This window comes from Pseudonocardia sp. D17 (genome assembly GCF_036984265.1).
Lineage (GTDB): Bacteria > Actinomycetota > Actinomycetes > Mycobacteriales > Pseudonocardiaceae > Pseudonocardia > Pseudonocardia benzenivorans.
Genome location: NZ_BPRG01000033.1, coordinates 56,585 through 76,901, shown reverse-complemented (window position 1 = coordinate 76,901; position 20,317 = coordinate 56,585). Strand labels below are relative to the sequence as shown.

General features: G+C 73.3%; 15 protein-coding genes. 13 read left to right on the top strand and 2 right to left on the bottom strand.

The window, feature by feature from the left end; translation table 11 throughout:
• From PSD17_RS04890 to PSD17_RS04845, 10 genes are all read left to right on the top strand, one after another.
• A complete protein-coding gene (locus tag PSD17_RS04890; RefSeq protein WP_339121815.1) occupies positions 1 to 573 on the top strand; it encodes a flavodoxin family protein in 573 nt (190 codons plus the stop codon).
• Positions 570 to 1,694, top strand: coding sequence for an FAD-dependent monooxygenase (locus PSD17_RS04885; RefSeq protein ID WP_339121814.1), 1,125 nt, complete (start codon positions 570 to 572; stop codon positions 1,692 to 1,694). The genes PSD17_RS04890 and PSD17_RS04885 overlap by 4 nt, the downstream gene beginning before the upstream one ends.
• A 23-nt stretch (positions 1,695 to 1,717) precedes the next feature.
• Positions 1,718 to 3,379 (top strand): (2,3-dihydroxybenzoyl)adenylate synthase, encoded by a 1,662-nt coding sequence (locus tag PSD17_RS04880; RefSeq protein WP_339121812.1) that lies wholly within the window; start codon positions 1,718 to 1,720, stop codon positions 3,377 to 3,379.
• A gap of 51 nt (positions 3,380 to 3,430) precedes the next feature.
• The gene (locus PSD17_RS04875) at positions 3,431 to 4,441 is read left to right on the top strand and encodes an AraC family transcriptional regulator (protein ID WP_339121810.1); all 1,011 of its coding nucleotides are present in this window, start codon (positions 3,431 to 3,433) and stop codon (positions 4,439 to 4,441) included.
• Positions 4,442 to 4,446: 5 nt separating this feature from the next.
• Positions 4,447 to 5,343: an alpha/beta hydrolase gene (locus PSD17_RS04870; protein ID WP_339121808.1), complete on the top strand. Its 897-nt coding sequence runs from the start codon at positions 4,447 to 4,449 to the stop codon at positions 5,341 to 5,343.
• 118 nt (positions 5,344 to 5,461) lie between these two features.
• The gene (locus tag PSD17_RS04865; RefSeq protein ID WP_339121806.1) at positions 5,462 to 6,655 is read left to right on the top strand and encodes a cytochrome P450; all 1,194 of its coding nucleotides are present in this window, start codon (positions 5,462 to 5,464) and stop codon (positions 6,653 to 6,655) included.
• A gap of 72 nt (positions 6,656 to 6,727) precedes the next feature.
• Positions 6,728 to 8,065, top strand: coding sequence for an MFS transporter (locus PSD17_RS04860; RefSeq protein ID WP_339121804.1), 1,338 nt, complete (start codon positions 6,728 to 6,730; stop codon positions 8,063 to 8,065).
• Between the two features lie 332 nt (positions 8,066 to 8,397).
• Positions 8,398 to 9,414 (top strand): hypothetical protein, encoded by a 1,017-nt coding sequence (locus tag PSD17_RS04855; RefSeq protein WP_339121803.1) that lies wholly within the window; start codon positions 8,398 to 8,400, stop codon positions 9,412 to 9,414.
• Positions 9,415 to 9,716: 302 nt separating this feature from the next.
• Positions 9,717 to 10,919 (top strand): serine hydrolase domain-containing protein, encoded by a 1,203-nt coding sequence (locus PSD17_RS04850; RefSeq protein WP_013678414.1) that lies wholly within the window; start codon positions 9,717 to 9,719, stop codon positions 10,917 to 10,919.
• 136 nt (positions 10,920 to 11,055) lie between these two features.
• Positions 11,056 to 12,165 (top strand): plasmid pRiA4b ORF-3 family protein, encoded by a 1,110-nt coding sequence (locus PSD17_RS04845; RefSeq protein WP_339121802.1) that lies wholly within the window; start codon positions 11,056 to 11,058, stop codon positions 12,163 to 12,165.
• A gap of 260 nt (positions 12,166 to 12,425) precedes the next feature.
• Here PSD17_RS04845 and PSD17_RS04840 read toward each other — a convergent pair whose 3' ends face one another.
• Together PSD17_RS04840 and PSD17_RS04835 are read right to left on the bottom strand one after the other, a co-directional pair.
• On the bottom strand, positions 12,426 to 13,454 hold the full coding sequence (locus PSD17_RS04840; RefSeq protein ID WP_339121800.1) for an alpha/beta fold hydrolase: 1,029 nt from the start codon (positions 13,452 to 13,454) through the stop codon (positions 12,426 to 12,428).
• Between the two features lie 118 nt (positions 13,455 to 13,572).
• On the bottom strand, positions 13,573 to 14,376 hold the full coding sequence (locus PSD17_RS04835) for a hemerythrin domain-containing protein (RefSeq protein ID WP_339121799.1): 804 nt from the start codon (positions 14,374 to 14,376) through the stop codon (positions 13,573 to 13,575).
• Between PSD17_RS04835 and PSD17_RS04830 the strand changes: the two genes are divergently transcribed.
• From PSD17_RS04830 to PSD17_RS04820, 3 genes are all read left to right on the top strand, one after another.
• The gene (locus PSD17_RS04830; protein ID WP_339121797.1) at positions 14,343 to 15,542 is read left to right on the top strand and encodes a helix-turn-helix transcriptional regulator; all 1,200 of its coding nucleotides are present in this window, start codon (positions 14,343 to 14,345) and stop codon (positions 15,540 to 15,542) included. The two genes, PSD17_RS04835 and PSD17_RS04830, sit on opposite strands and share 34 nt — an antisense overlap.
• Before the next feature lie 165 nt (positions 15,543 to 15,707).
• Entirely contained in the window at positions 15,708 to 18,668 is a 2,961-nt protein-coding gene (locus PSD17_RS04825; RefSeq protein WP_339121795.1) for an ATP-binding protein, read from the top strand.
• Between the two features lie 66 nt (positions 18,669 to 18,734).
• The gene (locus tag PSD17_RS04820; RefSeq protein WP_339121794.1) at positions 18,735 to 20,135 is read left to right on the top strand and encodes an FAD-binding oxidoreductase; all 1,401 of its coding nucleotides are present in this window, start codon (positions 18,735 to 18,737) and stop codon (positions 20,133 to 20,135) included.
• The last annotated feature ends 182 nt before the right edge of the window (positions 20,136 to 20,317 follow it).

Genomic DNA, 20,317 nt, shown 5'->3' with positions numbered 1-20,317 from the left:
GTGGGCTCCGTCGGAGTCGTCTACGACAGCGGCTACGGCCACACCGCCGCCCAGGCCCGGGCGGTCGGGGAGGGCGCCGCCGCGGTCCCCGGGACCGACGTCGCCCTGTACTTCGCCGAGGAGGTGGCCGCCGATCCCCGACAGCTCGACGGGTGCGACGCGCTCGTCCTCGGCACCCCCACCTACATGGGCAGCGGCTCCGCCGTGTTCAAGACGTTCATGGAGGCGAGCTCCAAGATCTGGCTCGACCAGGGTTGGAAGGGCAAGCTCGCCGCCGGGTTCACCAACTCCAGCGGGCACTCGGGGGACAAGCTCAACACCCTGACGCAGCTGTGGCTCTTCGCGATGCAGCACGGGATGGTCTGGGTCGGGCTGGGTCTGCCAGACGGCAACGGCCGCAGCACCGGCTCGGACGCCGAGCTCAACCGGTTGGGCGCCTACGCGGGCGCGATGGCCCAGTCCAACTCGGACCAGGGCCTGGAAGGGATGAAGGACAGCGACCTGCGCACCGCCGCGTCGCTCGGCGAGCGCGTCGCGCGGCAGGTGGCGCTGTGGAAGGGAACCGGACTGTGAGGATCCTGGTGGTCGGCGGCGGGCCCGCCGGTCTGTTCTTCTCGCTCCTCGCGAAGCGGGCGGTCCCCACGGCGACGGTCCACGTCCGCGAGCAGAACCCGCCCGGCGTGACCTACGGCTGGGGCGTGGCCTTCAGCGAGAGCGCCGCCGAGGCGCTGCGGCCCGCCGCGCCGGACGTCGTCGATGCCCTGACCGCAGGCATGAGCCACGAGCAGATGGTGCTCAGCCTCGACGGGACCGACGTCCCGGTGCACGTCGGGCGCAGCTACCTCAACGCCCGCTGGGCCCTGCTCGCCGCGCTCGAGCGGATCGCCTGCGAGGCCGGCGTGACCGTCGAGCACGAGTCCGAGGCGGCCGTCACCGAGGCGGACCTCGGCGACTGGGACCTCGTGGTCGGCGCCGACGGGGTGAACAGTCGGACCCGGACACGGTTCGCCGAGCACTTCGCGCCGACCGAGGAGCTCGGTTCGAACTGGCTGGCCTGGTACGGCACGCCCAGGGCCTACCCGCCGTCGATCATCCTGCGGAACAGCGACCACGGCCTGCTCATGAGCCACGCCTCGCAGTTCTCACCCGACCTCAGCAACTTCACCGTCGAGGTCGGCCAGGAGACCTTCGACCGGCTCGGCTTCGGCGACATGACGGAGGAGGAGTCGCGGGCGCTGTGCGAGCAGCTGTTCGCGGACTCGCTCGACGGCGCCCCGCTGCGGAGCAACCACTCGCCGTGGTTCCGGACGACGTTCCTCAGCTGCGGCCACTGGACCCACCACAACCTCGTGCTCATCGGGGACGCGCTGCACACGGTGCACCCGTCGATCGGATCGGGCACCCGGTTCGCGATGCGCGACGCGGTGTATCTCACGCAGGCGCTGGCGGGCTCCGGCTGGGACGTCGAGGTGGGCCTCAAGGAGTTCGAGCGCGCCCGCAAACCCGTCGCAGACGCCTTCCAGGCCGCGGCCAAGCGGAGCATCGACTGGTACGAGGGCCTACCCGGCCGCACCATCACCCACCCGACGAAGTTCGCGCTGGAGTACCTGATGCGCACCGGCCGGGTCTCCTACCGCGACTTCCGCCGCCGGAACCGCGACGTGGTGCTCGGCTACGAGCGCGACCTACGCTGACCGCCTCACGAGAGAGACGTGCGATGACGCTCGCTTCCGACGCCAGGATCGTCCGCTACCCGCCCGAGGTCGAGGACCGCTACGTCCGCGAGGGCTTCTGGCAGCGGCCGACGATCGCGGAGCACCTGCACTCGATCGCGCTCGAGCACCCGACGACCGACGCCGTGGTCTGCGGTGCCGACAGCCTGACCTTCGCCGAGCTGGACCGGGCCAGCGACCAGCGGGCCGCGGGGCTGAACAGGCTGGGGCTCGTACCCGGCGGCGCCGTGCTGCTGCAGGTGCACAACACCGTCCACACGGTGGTCGCCTGGTACGCGCTGCTGAAGGCCGGACTGGTGCCGGTCTGCACGCTGCCGCTGCACCGCGGCCACGAGATCGCCGAGATCGCCCGTCAGACGGCACCCGTCGCGCACCTGGTCGCCGCCGCGGACCCGCGTTTCGACCTGGTCGCCTTCGCGTTCGAGCAGGCGGCGGGCGTGGAGCGGACGGTCCTGGTGTCCGACGGCGCCGCGTCCGACCCGCGCGCGATCGAGCTGGACCACCTCGGGGACGACATCGATCCCGCCGAGGCCCGCGCGTTCGTCGAGGGGGTGCAGGCGGGGCTGGGAATGCAGTCCCTCGCGGCGTTCCAGCTGTCCGGCGGCACGACCGGCGTGCCCAAGGTGATCCCGTGCCTGCAGGCTCCCTACTGGCACTACGGCGCGAGCCTCGCCCGGGCGATGGGCTGGGGCCCGGGCGACCGCATGGCCTTCATGATGCCGATCGTGCACAACGCCGGCGTGATCATCGGGCTGCAGGGCCCGCACAGCGTCGGCGCGACGCTCGTCCTCGGCGTGCCCGACGCGCGGACCACGGTCGATCTCGTGGTCCGCACCCGGGCCACGGATCTGCTGCTCGGCCCGTTCGCCTACGACGTCGCCCTCGACGACGGGCTCACGGCGGGCGGCGCCCTGCGGCGGGTCCTCTTCAGCGGCAAGAAGGTCCCCCGCACCCACGTCGACGCGCTGGACGCACGCGGTGTCTGGGCCGGCCAGATCTTCGGGATGAGCGAGGGCCTGTGCCTCACCACGCCGCTCGACCACCCGCTCGACGCGCGGGCCGACAGCGTCGGTGTCCCGATCTCGAGCGGCGACGAGGTCCGCCTGTACGAGCCCGGGACCGAGGACGAGGTGGTGCCCGGCGAGGTGGGCGAGCTCTGCACCCGCGGCCCGTACACCCTGCTCGGGTACTACGACTCGGCCGAGCACAACCGTCGGGCCTTCACCGCCGACGGGTTCTACCGCACCGGGGACCTGATGGCGGAGCGGACCATCGCGGGCGTGCGCTGCTACACCGTCGAGGGCCGGATCAAGAACATGATCAGCCGCGGCGGTGAGAAGATCAACACCGAGGAGATCGAGCTGTTGCTCGGCTCGCACCCCGCGATCTCGGAGGCGGCACTGGTCGCGATGCCCGACCCGCGGCTCGGCGAGCGCGCCTGTGCCTTCGTCGTCACGAGGAAGGGCGCGGAGATCGATCTCGACGCCGTCCGCGCCCACTTCGAGAGGCTCGGGGTCGCGAAGTACAAGTGGCCCGAGCGCATCGAGGTGCTGGCCGAGATGCCGCGGGTCAGCCAGGTCGGCAAGATCGACCGAATCCGGCTCCGGCGGCTCGCCGAGGACCTGGTCCCGCAGGCCCGCACCTAGCAGGGACCCGCCCGGCTCGACGATCTTCGTGAGGGTCGACGGAGGACCGCCATGACGACGATGTCGCCGCACCTGCCCCTGCGCAGGCACGCCCGACTGCAGACCACCGCCCTGGACGAGGCCGAGGAGGTGGCGGGCCGGGTGATGTCGGCCCACCGACTGCGAGCGTCCCGTCCGAAGGAGTTCGGGTCCCGCGTGTACGCGGTCGCGATCGGCGCGTCGACGCTGCTCTCCGCGGTGTACGCGGGCGAGGCGGAGGTCACGGGCCGCGTCCCGATGGACTACTACACCGTTCTGCTGGTGCTGGGCGGTGGGATGGACGTCGCGACCGACCTCGGGGAGCACCGGGTCGCCGCCGGTCGGGCCTGCGTGATCTCCCCCGGGGAACGGCTGCGCCTGCGGTTCGCCCCCCGGACCGCACAGGTCGCGGCCAAGCTCCCGCGGATCGTCGTCGACCAGGCGTACTCCCGGATCGGGACCGCGCCCGCGCGCGGGCTCACGTTCGACCTGGGTGTGCCGGGAGACTCGCCGTGGCCCGCGGTGCTCCGGCTGGCCGCATCGACGGTGGACCGCTTCGACAGCGGCGTCCTGCCGCCGGGCGCCGGCGCCGAGCTGGAGCGCATGCTGGTCACCACCCTGCTGCTGGCCCAGTCGCACGACCACGCCACGGCGCTGACCCGGGGCGGGGGGACGCGCGGCCACCGGGCCGCGGGTGTCGTGGCGGAGATCGTCGCGGCGGACCCGATCCCGCCCCTGCGCCCGGAGGACCTGGCCGCGAGGGCGGGGGTCTCGCTGCGCACGCTGCAGGAGGGCTTCCGGTCGCGGTTCGGGACCTCGCTCACCGGCTTCCAGCGCGAGCAGCGGCTCGTGCGCGCCCACCGGATGCTGACCGGTCCCCCGGGCGAGACGACGGTCGCGGACGTCGCGCTGGCCTGCGGGTTCGTTCACCTGGGCCGGTTCGCGCAGGACTACCGCGCCCGCTACGGCATCACGCCGTCCGTCACGCTGCACGGCGCCCGTCGTGTCGCGCGGGACGGGCGGCCCGGCACGACGAGGGGATGACGACCATGGCATTCACGACGCCGGCATTCACGACGCCGGCACGTACGACGGTGCAGCTGCGCACCGCCGCGGGCCGGATCACGGGTCGGGGCACCGGACCGGGCGCCGAGGACTCGCCGCTCGTGGTGGCCCTGCACGGCGGCGGTTACCACTCCGGCTATTTCGACGTCCCGGGACACTCGCTGCTCGACGTGGGCGTGGCAGCGGGTTTCGAGGTGGTCGCGCTCGACCGGCCGGGGTACGGCGGGAGCGACGCGCTGCCGGCGGGCGAGCTCACGTTCGCGCGCTCCGCGGAGGTCCTGGACGAGGCGATCGGTGCGCTGTGGAGCGAGCGCGGCGGCGCCCGGCCGGGTGTCGTCGTGGTCTCGCACTCGATCGGCTCGGCGATCGCGGTCCACCTGGCGGCCCGCAGGCCGGAGTGGCCGCTGCTGGGGATCTCGTTGCACGGTGTCGGGGACCGGTCGCCGGCCCACGTGGTCGACGCCTGGCACGGCGTGCCGCCCGATGCGGGGCCGGTGGAGCTCCCGGCTCCGCAGCGGCGGGCGCTGCTCTACGGGCCGGCGGGCACGGTGGACGAGGAGGCCGTGGACGCGGCCAGGGCGGGTGTCGCGCCGCTGCCGCTCGCGGAGATGCTGGAGATCGTCGACGGATGGCCCTCGACGTACGTGCGGCCGGCGGCCGACGTGGTCGTCCCCGTCCAGTACACGCTCGCCGAACACGACGGGCTGTGGATCGTCGACGAGGAGCGGCTGGCCGCGTTCGCCGTGGCCTTCACCTCGGCCCCGTGGGTGCACGCCCGGATCCAGGGCGGCGCCGGCCACAACCTCGACCACCACCGGCTCTCGAGGGCGTTCCACCTCGGGCAGCTCGCCTTCGCCGCCGAATGCGCCGCGCGCCGGTGAACGACGTGCAGCCCTCGACGGGTCGCGTCCTGCGGACATCGCCGCACCGACCGGATAGACCGCTCGCGTCCCCCGGACGACGCTGGGCGGGCCCGTCAGCGAAGACGAAGGAGTCGCCATGACCACCGCACCCGCTGCCTTCGACCACCTCGACGGCACCCTGCCCGCCGCCGAGGTCCGCCGGGCCCACGCCGAGATGCGTGAGCGTTGTCCGGTGGTGCACAGCGACCGTCACGGCGGCTTCGACTACCTGACCCGCTACGAGAACGTCCGGGCGGCGCTGCGCGACGCGGCGTCGTTCTCCTCGGCCGACGGCGTGAAGATCCCGTCCAACTCGCTGCTCCCGCCGGTCCCCGCTCTGGAGTTCGACGGGCCCGAGCACGCCGAATGGCGCCGGGTCCTCGACGGCCCGCTCACGCCGCGGGCGGTGCGGGCGTTCGAGCCGGTGATCACCGAGGTCGTGGACCTGCTGATCGACGGCTTCGCCGGATCGGGGAAGGCCGACCTCGTCGACCAGCTCGCCGAACCCCTGCCCGCCATCGTGATCGGCCGGATGATCGGACTCGAACAGTCGGAGGCCGTGCGGGCCCGTGCCATCGCCGCCGCGCTGTACGCCGCGATGGGGACCCCCGAGTTCCCCGTTCGGTACGCCGAGTTCCACGACACCACCCAGGGATGGTTGGCAGACCGTCGCCGGCACCCGGGCGACGACATGCTGACCCAGCTGGCGAACGGCGTCGTCGAGGGCAAGGAGATCGACGAGGCGGGCGCGACCGGGCTCCTGGTGGCCTACATCCTCGGCGGCCACCACTCCACCGGGTCGGCGCTGGGTGGGTTGATCCGGCACGTCCTCACCGTGCCCGGACTGCGGGACGAACTGGTCGCCGACCGCAGCGCACTTCCGGCGGTGATCGAGGAGAGCCTGCGGCTGACCACGCCGCTGCAGTTGTTCGCCCGCAGCGTCCGGTGCCCCGTGCAGGTCGGTGGGTACGAACTGCCGCAAGGCGGGCGGGTACTGCTCGATCTGGCGGCCGCCAACCGCGACCCCCGCGAGTTCGGTGATCCCGACACCTTCGACCGCGGTCGCACGCGCAACCGGCACCTGGCCTTCGGGACCGGCGTGCACGTGTGCCAGGGACAGCACCTCGCTCGCGCGGAGCTGCGGATCGCGATGGGCAGGCTCCTCGACCGGCTCCCGGACCTGCGGCTCGACGGGGAGCCCGTCGAGAGCGGCCTGGTCGGCGGATCGCTGATGACGCACTACGCGCTGCCCGTCGCCTTCACCGCGGAGAACCCGGGATGGCGGGCGTGATCGGGGTCGTCGTCGCTGTCCCGGCCCCCGGCTCGTACCCGAATTCCGACACCCACCCCCGAGAGGACGACGATGTCTGAAACCACCTCCCCGACGGGGACCGGGCGTCCCTGGCGGGTCGCGATCGCCGGGCTGATCGGCACCACCATCGAGTGGTACGACTTCTTCATCTACGCACTGGCGGCGACGCTCGTCTTCGCCCCGCAGTTCTTCCCGAGCACGTCGAGCCTGGCGAGCACGCTGGCCGCGCTGTCGACCTTCGCCATCGGCTTCGTCGCCCGCCCCATCGGCGGCGCGCTGATCGGCCACTTCGGTGACCGGGTCGGCCGCAAGAAGATGCTGGTGCTGTCCCTGCTCGTGATGGGGATCGGGACGGCGCTCGTCGGACTGCTCCCGACCTACGCGACCATCGGCGTCGCCGCGCCCATCCTGCTCGTGCTGGTGCGGCTCGCGCAGGGGCTCGCGGTCGGCGGGGAGTGGGGCGGCGCGACCCTGCTCGCGCTGGAACACGCCAGGACCCCCGCGCAGCGGACCCTGTTCAGCTCGCTGCCCCAGGTCGGCCTGCCGCTCGGCGTGGTGCTCTCCAGCATGGTGTTCCTGGTGGTGCGCCTCGCCGTCGGCGACGGCGGGTTCGTGTCCTGGGGCTGGCGTCTCCCGTTCCTCGCCAGCGCGGTGCTCGTCGTGGTCGGCCTGGTGATCCGGCTGAAGCTCGACGAGAGCCCCGAGTTCGAGCGGCTGCGCTCGGCGCACACCGTGCGGCGCGCCCCGATCGCGGACGTGTTCCGGGCCCCGCGGATCTGGATCCCCGCCTCCGGGGTGACCATCGCGGCATCGGTGCTGGGCAACCTGCTGCTCGCGTTCGTGCTCGGCTACGCCGCACAGGCGAAGCTGCACAGCGCCTCGACGATGCTGACGGTCACGATGGTCGCGGCGCTGCTCTGGACCGTCGCGCTCCCGCTCGCGGCGGTGCTGGCCGGGCGGTACGGCCGCAGGCCGGTCCTCGTCGCCGGGATCGTGGCCATGGGCCTGTGGGCCTTCCCCTACTTCGCGCTGGTGGAGTCGGGCTCGACGGTCGGTCTCTTCGTCGGGTCGACCGTCGCGGCGCTGACCATCGCCCTGATGACGGGCCCGTACGGCGCGTACCTCGCAGAAGCCTTCCCGGCCGAGGTCCGGTACAGCGGTGCCTCCGTCGCGTACGGCATCGGCGGGGTGCTGGGCGGTGCCTGCGCGCCCATCGTCGCCACCCTGCTCGCGAGCTCGACCGGGGGGCTCACCGCTGTGGCGGGATATGTCGCGGTCGCTGCGCTCGTCAGCCTGGCCGCCGCGCTCGCCCTCCGCAGCCCGTACCGCCCGGCCGCCGACGACGCCGTCTCGACGACCTCTCCGGCCACACCTGCGGCCAACGCGTAACGCGTACCGACACGCGCGGTCGGACGATCCGTCCGGGCGTGTGCGCCTGCCCGTCCGCGGCGTGCGGTCGGGCCCGGCGGGGTGGACGATCGCCGCCGCGCCGACGCCCGACCGGTCGGCGCATCCGACAGGAGGTCAGGAGCGCGGACGCGCGTGCTGCGTGCGGAGCCGGCCCTCGACGTCGACGTCCAACGCGCCGGTGCGCGTCCATCGCCAGAGCGCGCCGGTGTCGGGCACGCGCCGGGTCCCGCCCGAATCGAATCGCACCGCCATTGGCCACTTCTGCGCCGACCGCTGGTCTGCGACCCTGCTCACCGGGACGGAGGCAGACCATGTCCACTGACATCGCCCCCCGCATCGCCGGGACACTCGACGAGCTCCTTGCCGGCGCCGACGACCGGGTCGTGGTCCGCCCCTCCGACGCGAAGTCGGGCGCGTGCTTCGAGCGGCTGCGCGTCGACGGTGTCCCGCACTTCCTCAAGGTCGTCTCCGCCACCGACGACTGGCTCATGCGGGTGGCCGGCAACGACTCGCACTGGGAGTTCACGGCCTGGAGGGCCGGCCTCTACGCGGAGATGCCCAGGGTCATCGACCACACCGTCGTGGGCATGGCGCTGGAGGACGTCCCGTCGGATGCGGGCCCGGTGGCCCGGCTGTCGATCCTCATGCTCGACCGCGCCGCCGACCTGGTGCCGCCCGGTGACGACCTGGTCCCGGCCGCGCACCACGCCGGCTGGATCGACCACATGGCCGCCGGCCATGCCCACTTCATGGGCTGGCACGACCTGCTCGGGCTGCAGGACCTCTCCCGACGCTGGATGTTCTTCGCCCCCGAGACCATCGCCCCCGAGCTGGACGCGCCGGAGGTGCCGGGACCGATCGCAGTGGCCCACCAGGGCTGGGCCCTGCTCCCCGAGCGGGCGCCGCGGTTGCACGATCTCGTCACGGCGGTCCACCGCGACCCGGCCGCGCTGGCGCAGGCGCTGCGCACGACCCCCATGACGTTCGTCGCGGGCGACTGGAAACTCGGCAACGTGGGCCGTCGTCCCGACGGGCGGACCGTGCTGATCGACTGGGCCTTCCCCGGTGAGGCGCCGCCGACCTGGGACCTGACGTGGTACCTCGCCCTCAACCGGGCCCGCCTTCCGGAGGGCAAGGAGGCCACGATCGCCCGGTACCGCGACCGGCTCGAACGGCACGGTGTCGACACGACCGGGTGGTGGGACCGGCAGCTCGGGTTGAGCCTCGTCGCCACGGCGGCGCTGTTCGGCTGGGAGAAGGCCGTCGGCGACGCGGCGGAGCTCGACTGGTGGGAGCAGGCGGCGCTGGCCGGCGCGCGGTGGCTGTGACCCGCCGTCGTGCCCCTCTCCCGCCGGACTGCTCCGTTCGGTGAAATAGCGTGTGGGGCAGCCCACACGCGATGTGCCGGTCGTAGCATGATCGCGAGACACGCAGGTCGCACCTCGCGAGGACCGTGGCCCTGGTGGGCGCGTCGCGCACACCTGTCGTCGCAGGCATTCGGGGGTGCTGTGCTCATCAAGGTCACGACTCGCCGGCGCCGGTACGACGTACCTCTGGTTCCTTCGCCGGCAGCATCGTCCGTTGCCGGCACCGACCGGGCCGTGACCGTCCGATCAGGAAGGAACGGCTCATGAGTGAGGCAATCCGGTCGGCCGCCGACGCCGTCGTCCAGAAGGTTTCGGACGGTCCGCCGTCCGGCCAGGGACGGGTGCCCGGCGTCGTCGCCGGTGTCACCGACCGCGACGGCGAGGTGTACCTGGGCGCGTCGGGTGTCCGGGACCTCTCCGGCGACACCGCCATGACCACCGACACGATCTTCTCGCTGTGGTCCACCACCAAGGCCGTGGCCGGCACAGCTGCACTGCAGCTCGTGGAGTCGGGCGACCTCGACCTGAACGCCCCTGCCAAGCAGTACGCCCCGGCGATCGGGGAGCTCCAGGTCATCGAGGGTTTCGACGACTCGGGCAAGCCGATCCTGCGCCCGCCGGCCCGCGACGTCACCACCCACCACCTGCTGACCCACACCGCAGGCTTCGGCTACGACTTCTTCAACGAGACCTACAAGCGGCTCGCCGACGAGCACGACCAGCCCAGCGTGGCCACCGCCTCGCAGCGCGCCCTGCGCACGCCGCTGCTGTTCGACCCGGGCGACAAGTGGGAGTACGGCAGCAACATCGACTGGGTCGGCCAGGTGGTCGAGGGCATCACCGGCAAGCAGCTCGGAGAGGTGTGCCAGGAGCGAATCTTCGCCCCGCTCGGCATCACCGACATGACGTTCGAGGCGTCCGAGCAGCAGCTCGCCCGGGCAGCCCGCACCCACCAGCGCGAGGCCGACGGCTCGCTCACCCCGAGCGACTTCGCGCTGCCCCCCGACCCCGAGGTGCACTTCGGCGGGCACGGGCTGTTCGGGACCGTGTCGGACTACCTGAGGTTCATCCGCATGTGGCTCAACGACGGGCGCGCGGACTCCGGTGAGCAGGTGCTCAGGCCGGAGACCGTCGAGCTCGGCGTGCAGAACCACCTGCCCGACAACCTGCAGGTGAAGGTCCTGCCCGGGGTGATCGAGTGGCTGTCCAACGACGCCGAGTTCTTCCCGGGCCAGCGCAAGACGTGGTCGTACACGTTCCAGGTCAACGAGGAGGTGGCACCGACCGGCCGGCCCGCCGGTGCGATCGGCTGGGCCGGTCTGGCGAACCTGTTCTACTGGATCGACCGTGCCAACGGGATCGGCGGCTACTGGGCGACGCAGATCCTCCCGTTCGGTGATCCAGTCTCGTTCGGCGGCTACATGGACTTCGAGACCGCGGTCTACAAGGCCATCGCCAACGACTGACGGGTCGTCGTCGGGTGGTGCCGCCGGGTCGGGCCCGGCGGCACCAACGCGGCGTCGGTCGACACCGGTCCTCGGGTCACCAGGGTGGTCGGCCCGCCCGGGCCGGGACCGGTGACGCGTCGGTACGGTGCCGATCGTGCGGACCACACGGCTGCGGATCAGGATGCGGGACGTCGAACCGGCGGTCGTCCGGGTGATCGACGTCCCCGCCGACGCGACGCTGGCGGAGCTGCACGATCTGCTCCAGGCGGCAATCGGCTGGACGGACAGCCACCTGCACCTGTTCGAGGCCGAGGGAGTCCGGTACGGCGTGCCGGATCCGGACTGGGTCGACGAGCTGCAGGTCCGCGACGAGGCCGTGGTACGGCTGCGGGAGCTGCCGTCGCGGTTCGAGTACGTCTACGACCTGGGTGACGGCTGGGAGCACGAGGTCGAGGCGCTCGGGAGGGGCGGCGAGGCCCCTGCCTGCGTGGACGGCGAGGGTGGCTGCCCACCCGAGGACTGCGGCGGCGCGCCGGGTTACGCGCACCTGTTGGCGGTGCTGGCCGATCCGGGGCACGAGGAGCACGAGCATCTTCGCCGGTGGGCGGGGGACTTGCCGACCTTCGAGCGCGATGCGACGAGCCTGCTCGTCCGGCAGACGGTCGGCGAGGTACCGGAGAGCGTGCGGATCGTGCTGGACCTGCTCGCCGGTGGGGTCAAGCTGACGCCCGGTGGGCGACTGCCCCGGTCGTTCGTGCGGGCGGTCCAGGAGCGTCGCCCGCACTGGCGGCGGCTGGACCGGCCGGCGTCGATCGAGGAGCACCTGCCGCCGCTGGCCGTGCTGCACGACATGCTGCGCGATGTCGGGCTGGCCCGGCTGGCAGGCGGGGTGATGAGCCCGACCCGCGCGGCGGGCGACGACACCGAGGTCGTGCGGCGCCTCCGCAGGTGGTTCGAACCGGGCGGGTTCGGGGAAATCCTGGCGACGACCGCCGTGGCGGTCCTCGCCGCGTCCGGTCCGCTGCCGACGGCGGAGCTGGCCCGTCGCGTCATGCCGCTGATGGGACACGGGTGGAGCGTCGACGGCCGCCCGTTGACCGAGCCGGACCTCGAGATGGACCTGCATCGGGTGTCGGCGGAGCTGCGTGCGCTCGACCTCGTCCTCGGCGATTGGCGGACCTGGGAGGCCGGTCCGTCGGCCGCGACGCTGCTGCCCCGGGCGACGGGCCTGGCTGCGCTGTGGTCCCGCCGACCTGCCTGGTAGCTCGGCGCGCCCCCGACCTCACGGTCAGGAGCCCCCGCAGAGCTCCCGAGCCGCCGTCCCCGCTCCTACGACCAGAGTCGCGCCGAGGCGATCCGCGCACCCTCGGCCATCGCCTCGAGCTGCATGCGGTGCGCCTCCAGCAGTCGGTCGATCGAGGACGGGCTGGTGGCGTCGGCTCCCGAGGTCGTCGTTCGGGCCGTCGCCCGCCACCGATCCGGTCGGCGAGGACCTGTGGCGGCAGCTGCGCAGGCACAGTCCGATCAGCGTGTGGTGGCTGCCGGTCCGGGGGTGCCGCGGGCGGTGTCGACGACGCTGCGGACGGAGTCGACCACGACGCGGGGGTTCTGCAGGTTGATGGGATGTCCGCTGTCGGTGTCGGTGACATGGGTGGCGTGCAGCTGGTCGGCGAGCCGGTCCTGGGCCGCGGTCCAGGCAGGCCACGTCGGCGGCTGATCGCCCAGCGACAGGTTCCACGGTTGGTCGGCGGTCAGCACGACCGCGGGCACCGAGGGCAGCGCGGGCGCCGCGCGGATCTCGGCGACGGCACCGTCGTAGTCGGGTATCTCCCCACCCGGCGGCACGGGCGAGGTGGCGACCGCCTGCATCCAGGCAGCCCACTGGCCGGGGGTGAGCGTCTCCTCGAGGAAGTCCGATGCGCCGTCGACGAGGACGAGGGCGGCCACGTCGGCGTGGTTCTCCCGGGCGAACAGGTTGACGAGCATCCCTCCCCAGGAGGCCCCGACGAGCACGTACGGTCCACGCTCACCGGCGGCGGACATCAACGCGCGCAGGTCGGACGCGGCGGCCTGCGCGGTGGTCGGCTGGGGCACCGGGGTGGAGGGGGACAGCTCGCCGGTGAGTCGAGTGGTCCCGGGCCTGTCGTAGGCGCATACCCGGGTGAAGCGGGAGACCTCGGAGAACACCGCAGCGTCATTCTGTGACGGTGCGGCCGCCGGGTCGGCGTCGTTCAACGTGTGGGTCCAGTCGTCGTGCGCACCCACCGCGCCGGAGACCAGCAGGACCGTCGGCGTGCCGGTGCCACGGCACTCCAGCCAGATCGTGCGGCCACCGCCGATGTCGACCAGTCCGGCCGTCGGTTCCTGCGAGCCGGGACCGGCGGTCGGGGACGGGCTCGTGCCGGCGGCCGACGGCTGCGAGCACGCAGCGGCGATCAGCAGCGCGACACCGACGACGGACGAGGCCGTCTGCCGAGCTCGCCGACGGACGGCGCATCGCTGCCTGCCCGTGGCGCGCACGCCGGCCCCGGGGGACCGTCGGGCTCTGTTCACCCGGCGCAGTTTGTTCCGTATGCGGGCCGCTGTCCACATCCGTGCGGGATGATTCGGTCGGCTCATCGTCGGCGAGGAGGCAGGTCACCGCACGCCGGCTGCGTCGTCCACGCCCGGGTCAAGGGGTCGCCGTCCCGTGGATTCGACGAGCACGTCGCGCGTAGATCCGCGGCGCGATCACCGGGAGCAGGGCACGGGGCACGGGTGGCGCCGAGGCGAGCATGGCACGCAGGACCGCGGCGTCGCCCTCGTAGGCGAACATGCCGAAGACCAGCGGCATCGTGGCCTTGGGCAGTTCGGCGACGGCCGCTTCTCCGACGGCGTGCCATTCGTCCGCGGTGAGGTTCGCCGCTGCCAGTGGGAGCACTGCACGCTCCTCGAGGTCGAAGTGCACCGCGAGCAGGGTGTGGAGATCGGTGAGGGTCGTGGTCAGCGCGGCACCGTGGTCGGTACCGGGAGTGTCTGCCCAGGCGAGTCCGAGGTCCCGGACGCGCTGCACGAGCTGGTCGACGGCGTCGTGCTGGGAGTCGACCTCGTCGAAGACCCGCGACGTGCTGGTTGGGGTACGGGCCCGCAGGACGGGCCAGAGCAGGGTGTCCTCCCCTCGGTGATGGTGGTGGAGCAGGTCGCACAGCAGTTGCAGGTGTCGGCCGACAGCCCGAGCCCCGCGCCGGTCGGGCGCCGGCACGCGCGCGACGGCTCGGGCGGCGAGCCGGAACTCCCGCAGCAGGGCGGTGTGGACGAGGAGCAGGTCGCGGACGTCGGTCAGCGGTGGCTCGGGCTCGCGGGCCGTCGCGGCCCGGTCGGCGGACTCCGCGCAGAACCACCCGGCTTGGTCCGGGCTCCACCAGCACCGTGGGCCGTGGGTGTGCACCCAGGTGCTCGCCGGTGTCGAGGGATCGGGCTCCGCGTGGTCGGGCATGTGGGAAGGGTCGTGGCGGAACGCGTCGGTTCCCATCCCAGGTATGTGGGGACTTCGTGCCGGGGGTGTTCCCTCGCGAGCACGTCGTCCTCCACGATGGCGGCATGCGCGGCGTGCGTCCCCGGTCGTTGGGCGACAGGCTCGGTGCGGTCCTGCCCGGCTGTCGCGACGTCGACGGTGTCGCAGAGGCCGTGTTCGCCGCCGTCGGCGCGCACGTCCCGTTCGCATTCGCCTGTCTGGCGACGATGGATCCGAGCAGCGGCCTGATCGCTCGCGCCTTCAAGTCCCACCCCCTCGCCGTCGGGGACGAGGAGTTCGCCGCGGCAGAGTACGGCGGTCCCGACGTCAACCAGTTCGCCGACATCGCCGGGCGTCGAGCGCCGGTCGGTGTGCTCTCGGTCGACACGGATGGCCGGCCCGAGCGTTGCCGACGGTTCCGGGATTTCCTGCAACCACACTTCGGCTTCAGCGACGAGCTGCGACTCGTGTGTCGCGCGCGCGGGGTGTCGTGGGGTGCGCTCGCGCTCTACCGAGGTGCCGGGGACGTGCCCTTCACCGCCCGCGAGGCCCGCGAGCTGTCGGACGTGCACGAACTCCTTGCGCTGAGCCTGCAGCGTGTGCTCTTCGCGGCGTCCCCACCGACGACCGGGTCCGCGACGGGTGCGGCGGTGATCATCGTCGATGATCGCGACCGGGTGTCCGACATGACGGCGGCGGCGGACGAGCAGATCGTGGATCTGGGGGGCTGGGACGGGGAATCGTTGCCGTCGAACGTCCTGGCCGTCGTGGCACGCGCGCGCACGAGCGGGCAGCCGGCAACGACGCGAGTGCTGGGGCGGTCCGGAAGGTGGTCGTCGCTGCGCGCCATCGCTCTCGACGGAGGGCCGACGCCGACGCGCTCCGTCGTCGTCACCATCGAGGAGGCGCCCCGGTCGGCCGTCGGCAGGATGACGCTGGCCGCGCGCGGGCTCACGGCGCGCGAGCAGGACGTCGCGGTCATGGTCCTGAAGGGCGCGTCGACCAAGGTCATCGCGAGCGCGTTGCACCTTTCGCCGCACACCGTGCAGGACCATCTCAAGGCCGTCTTCCGCAAGCTCGGTGTCTCCAGTCGGCGCGAGATGATCGCCCGACTCGTCCTCGACGACAGCCGACCCACGCGGGCGTGACCCGTGCCCGGACTGCGGTGACGTCGCATCCAACAGGTTCGTGACGCGCAGGCCCTGCCCTCCCAGGACGAGTCCGACCGATCGCAACCGGCCCGGCCCACCGCCACCGGGATCACGGTCGCGTATGCCCTGGTGCGGACCAGTACGAACCGGGAGAATCCGGCCGTGCCGTCGGCAGCGCGGGTCCGGCTGCTCGGACCCTTCGACATCCGGCTCGGCGCCGCCGGTGCCGCGCCGGGATCGGCCCGCGCCGAGGCGCTGTTCGCCTACCTGGTCCTGCACCCCGAGACGGCGCTCCCGCGTGAGCGGGTCGCGTCCGCGCTGTGGCCCGGATCCACGGGCACGCAGGCCCGCACCAACCTGCGCCATCTCCTGCACACCGTGCGCAGCACCGTTCCCGAGCTCGACCACTTCGTCGAGATCACCGGCCGCACCCTGCGCTGGCGCCCCGGTGCGGAACTGTGGCTCGACGTCGCCGAGTACCAGAAGCTCCTGGCCACCGAGGACGACGCCGCCCGGCGGGACGCGTTGCGCGCGGCGGTGGCCCTCTACGGCGGCGAGCTCGGCGAGGGACGGGACGACGAATGGCTGGTGGCGGAGCGTGACCGGCTGGCCCGGCTCCAGATGGACGCGCTGGCCGAGCTGGTGGAACTGTGTACGGCGGCCGGCGACGTCGTCGAGGCGACCACGCACGCCGAGCGGCTGCTGCGGCTGGACCCGCTGCGCGAGCAGACCTACCGGACGCTGATGCGACTGCACGATGCCGCCGGCGACCGGGCCCGGGCGGTACGCGCCTACCACCTGTGCGCCAGCACGCTCGAGCGTGAGCTCGGCGTCGAGCCCTCGGAGCCGACACGCGCCGCGTACGACGCGCTGCTCGCCGTCCCGGCCCGTGCGCCCGAAACCCGTGGTGCGCGGCCGGCTCTGGTCGGGCGCGGCCGGGAGCAGGCGGTACTGGCGGCGGCGTGGCAGGAGGCGACGGCCGGGGCGGCGCGGCTGGTGCTGGTCCAGGGCGAAGCCGGCATCGGCAAGAGCCGGCTCGTCGAGGAGCTGGGCGCGTGGTGCGTGCGGCGGCGCGCGGTCGTCGCCGTCGCCCGATGCCACGCCGCGGAGGGCACGCTCGCCTACGGCGCGGTCGTCGACTGGCTGCGGACGCCGGCCGTCCGTGCCCGGCTGGCCCGGCTCGAGCCCGCCCGGCTGACCGAGCTCGCCCGGTTGTTGCCGGAACTGCTCGCCGAGGTTCCCGGACTGGCGGCGCCGGTGCCGTTGCCCCCGGGCGACCAGCGCCACCGCCTGTACGACGCCATCGCCGCCGCGGTCGTCGCCACCCGTTCGCCGACCCTCCTCGTCGTCGACGACCTGCCCGAGGCCGACAGCGAGACCTGCCGGTTGCTGCACTACCTGCTGCGCGTCGCGGCCGACGCCCCGCTGCTGGTGGTGGGCACCGCGCGGACCGGTGACACGGCCCCGGACGGGCCGCTGCGCGAGCTGCTCGTCGGCCTGGCGCACCGCGACCGGCTCTCCGAGATCGACCTCGGCCGGCTCGACGCGATGCACACGGCCGAGCTGGCCGCCCGCACCCAGGGGGCCGGCCTCGACGCCGCGGACGCGCGTCGGCTGCATGCCGAGACCGAGGGCAACCCGCTCTACATCGTCGAGGCGCTGCGCGGCGGCTGGACGCCCGGTGCGCCACCCAGCCCCCGTGTGCAGTCGGTCATCGCCGGTCGGCTCGCGCGACTCGGCGCCACCGCCCGCCACCTGCTCGAAGTAGCAGCGGCCATCGGCCGCGAGTTCCCCGTCGACGTGCTCGTCGCGGCCGCCGAGCTCGACGCGGAGGACGCCGTGCGGGGGCTCGACGAGCTGTGGCGGCACCGCATCGTGCGCGAGCAGGGCGACGGCGGCAGCTACGACTTCAGCCACGACCGGATCCGACAGGTCGCCTACCAGGAGCTCAGCCCGGCCCGGCGCCGGATGCTGCACGAGCGGATCGCCGACGCGCTGGAACGGACCCACGGCGCCACACCCGACCCGGTGAGCGCGCAGGTCGCCGCCCACCACGCGCAGGCGGGGGCGGTCGACCGGGCGATCCTCTGGTACCGCCGGGCGGCGGCCGCCGCCCAGCTGCTGCACGCCGATGTCCGCGCCGCCGACCTGCTCGGGCGTGCCCTCGCGCTGGCCGGGACCCGACCGCGCTCCGCAGAACGCGACGCGGTCGAGCTCGACCTCCGCACCGCCCTGCTGGGGCCACTGGTGCCCGTGCACGGCTACGTGTCCGAGGCCGTGCGGTCGACCCAGCAGCGGATCCTGGAGCTGTCCGCGGCGCTCGGCGTCGAACCCGCTGCACCGGCGCTGCGCTCGCTCGCGCTGGAGGCGCTCACCAGGGGTGACTTCGCCGCGGCCGGCCGGTTCGGGCAACAGCTCTGGGACGCGGCCGACCGCGGCGACGGCGCCCCGGCGGGCGTGCTCGCGGTCGAGGCCGCCTACGTGCTCGGCATCGCCGCGTTCTGGCAGAACGAGATGGGCACCGCACGGGACCACTTCGAGCGGGCGCTGCGCTGCTACCGGCCCGAGCTGCGCCGCATCCACCTCGTCGACTACGTGCAGGATCCCAAGGTCGTGTGCCAGAGCCGGCTGGCCAACACCCTGTTCTTCCTCGGCGATCCGGCGGGTGCGGTCGCCGCCCGCGACGAGGCGCTGGCGTGGGCCGAGGTGGTCGGGCATCGGTTCAGCCATCTGACCGCTCTCACGTTCGCGATGGTGCTCGCCGTCGACATGGGCGACGACGACGCGGTGCGCCGGTTCACCGTCGGCCTGGAGGCGCACGGCGGGGAGAGGGTGCACATCCAGACGATGGCCATGCTCCGCGGTTACGTCGCCGTGCTCGACGGCGCGCACGAGCGCGGTCTCGCCGCGATCCGCGCCGCCGAACGCGCCGTCTGCGAGCGGCCGAGCGCACCCGGTCAGGCGGCGATCGCGAGCCGGGTCCTGCTCGCGGCGCTCGTCGCCGCGGGTGACCACTCCGGCGCCGCGGCGCAGGCGAAGCGGTTGCTGGCCGCGGGCGGGCCGGCCCGGCTGTGGGCGCCCGCCGCCCGTGACGTGCTGGTCCGCGTTCCTGCCGACGACTGAGGAACGGCTGCGGAACGCCCGTCCTCGCATCCTGTCGCGCAGACGCAGAGCGAGGAGGCACCGACGATGACCGACACCACGACGAGCACCGGCACGCTCGACACGCTGCGCGCGGGCTTCACCGGCAGCGTGCTCACCCCGGCCGACGACGACTACGCCACGGCCCGCGCACCCTGGAACGGCGCCATCGCCGCCCGACCCGCGGTGATCGCCCGCTGCGCGACGCCCGACGACGTGGGCGCCGCGCTGGCCCACGCCCGGGGGGAAGGGCTGGAGATCGGGGTGCGCGGCGGCGCCCACTCCTATGGGGGCGCGCCGTTGCCCGAGGGTGGGCTGACGGTGGACCTGAGTCTGCTGCGCCACGTCGTCGTCGACCCGGCGGCCCGCCGTGCCCGCTGCGGCGGCGGCGTGACCCAGGGCGAGCTCGACGCCGCCACCCAGCAGCACGGACTCGCGGTGACGGGCGGGACGATCAGCCACACCGGCGTCGGCGGGCTCACCCTCGGCGGCGGAATGGGCTGGCTGACGCGCCGGTGCGGCCTGGCCGTGGACAACCTGCGGTCCGCGCAGGTCGTGCTCGCCGACGGACGCTGCGTGCGCGCCGCACCCGACTCCCATCCCGACCTCTTCTGGGCCCTCACCGGTGGCGGCGGCAACTTCGGCGTCGTCACCGAGTTCGAGTTCGCCCTGCACCCGGTGGGGCCGATCGTCCACTTCGGTCTGCTGTTCTGGGAGATCGACCGGGGTGCCGCCGCGCTGCGCGTCGCCCGCGACGTCGCCGACGCGCTCCCGCGCGACTGCGGGGCCCTGATCGCCGGCTTCAACGCACCGCCCGCGCCGTTCGTGCCGGAAGCCCACCATCACACGCTCGGGATCGCCCTCCTGATCGCCGGCCTCTCCGATGCACAGCCGCAGGCCGCACCGCTCGCCGAGGCCCGCGCCGCGCTTCACCCGCTGTTCGAGGTCGGTACCGACATGCCCTACACCGCGCTGCAGCAGATTCTCGACGACGCCGCACCGTGGGGCATCCACGCCTACGGCAAGGCGCTCTACCTCGACGAGCTCTCCGACGCCGCGATCGACGTCATCGCGGGACGGCTGCCGGCGAAGGTGTCTCCGATGAGCCTGATGCCGATCTTCCCGCTCGGGGGCGCGTTCGCCGACGTCGCCGAGGACGACACCGCGTTCGGCGGGCGGCGCTCGGCGCGCTACGCCGTCAACATCGACGCCGCGACACCGGACCCGCGGCTGCTCCCCGCGGACCGCGAATGGGTCCGGTCGACGTGGGACGCGCTGCGCCCGCACGCCGGGGACAGCGGTAGCTATGTCAACTTCATGACCGAGTTCGAACCCGACCGCGTCGCAGCCGCCTACGGGCCGGTGAAGTTCGCCCGGCTCGCGGCGATCAAGGCGAGCTACGACCCGGACAACGTGTTCCACCGCAACGCGAACATCCCACCCGCGTGAGAAGGCCGCGACGGCGGGCACGGAGCGGCGTCGCCGCGACCGCCGCGGTAAGAGCGCCGCACCGTCGGGGGGCACCGGTCCGAACGGGCGGCAGCCGTGCTGCCCACTGCCGTCCCGCGACCAGCTGAGTCTGTAGTGGACGTTCTGCATCGACTGCCCCGCAAGGCAACGGGAAGGACGTG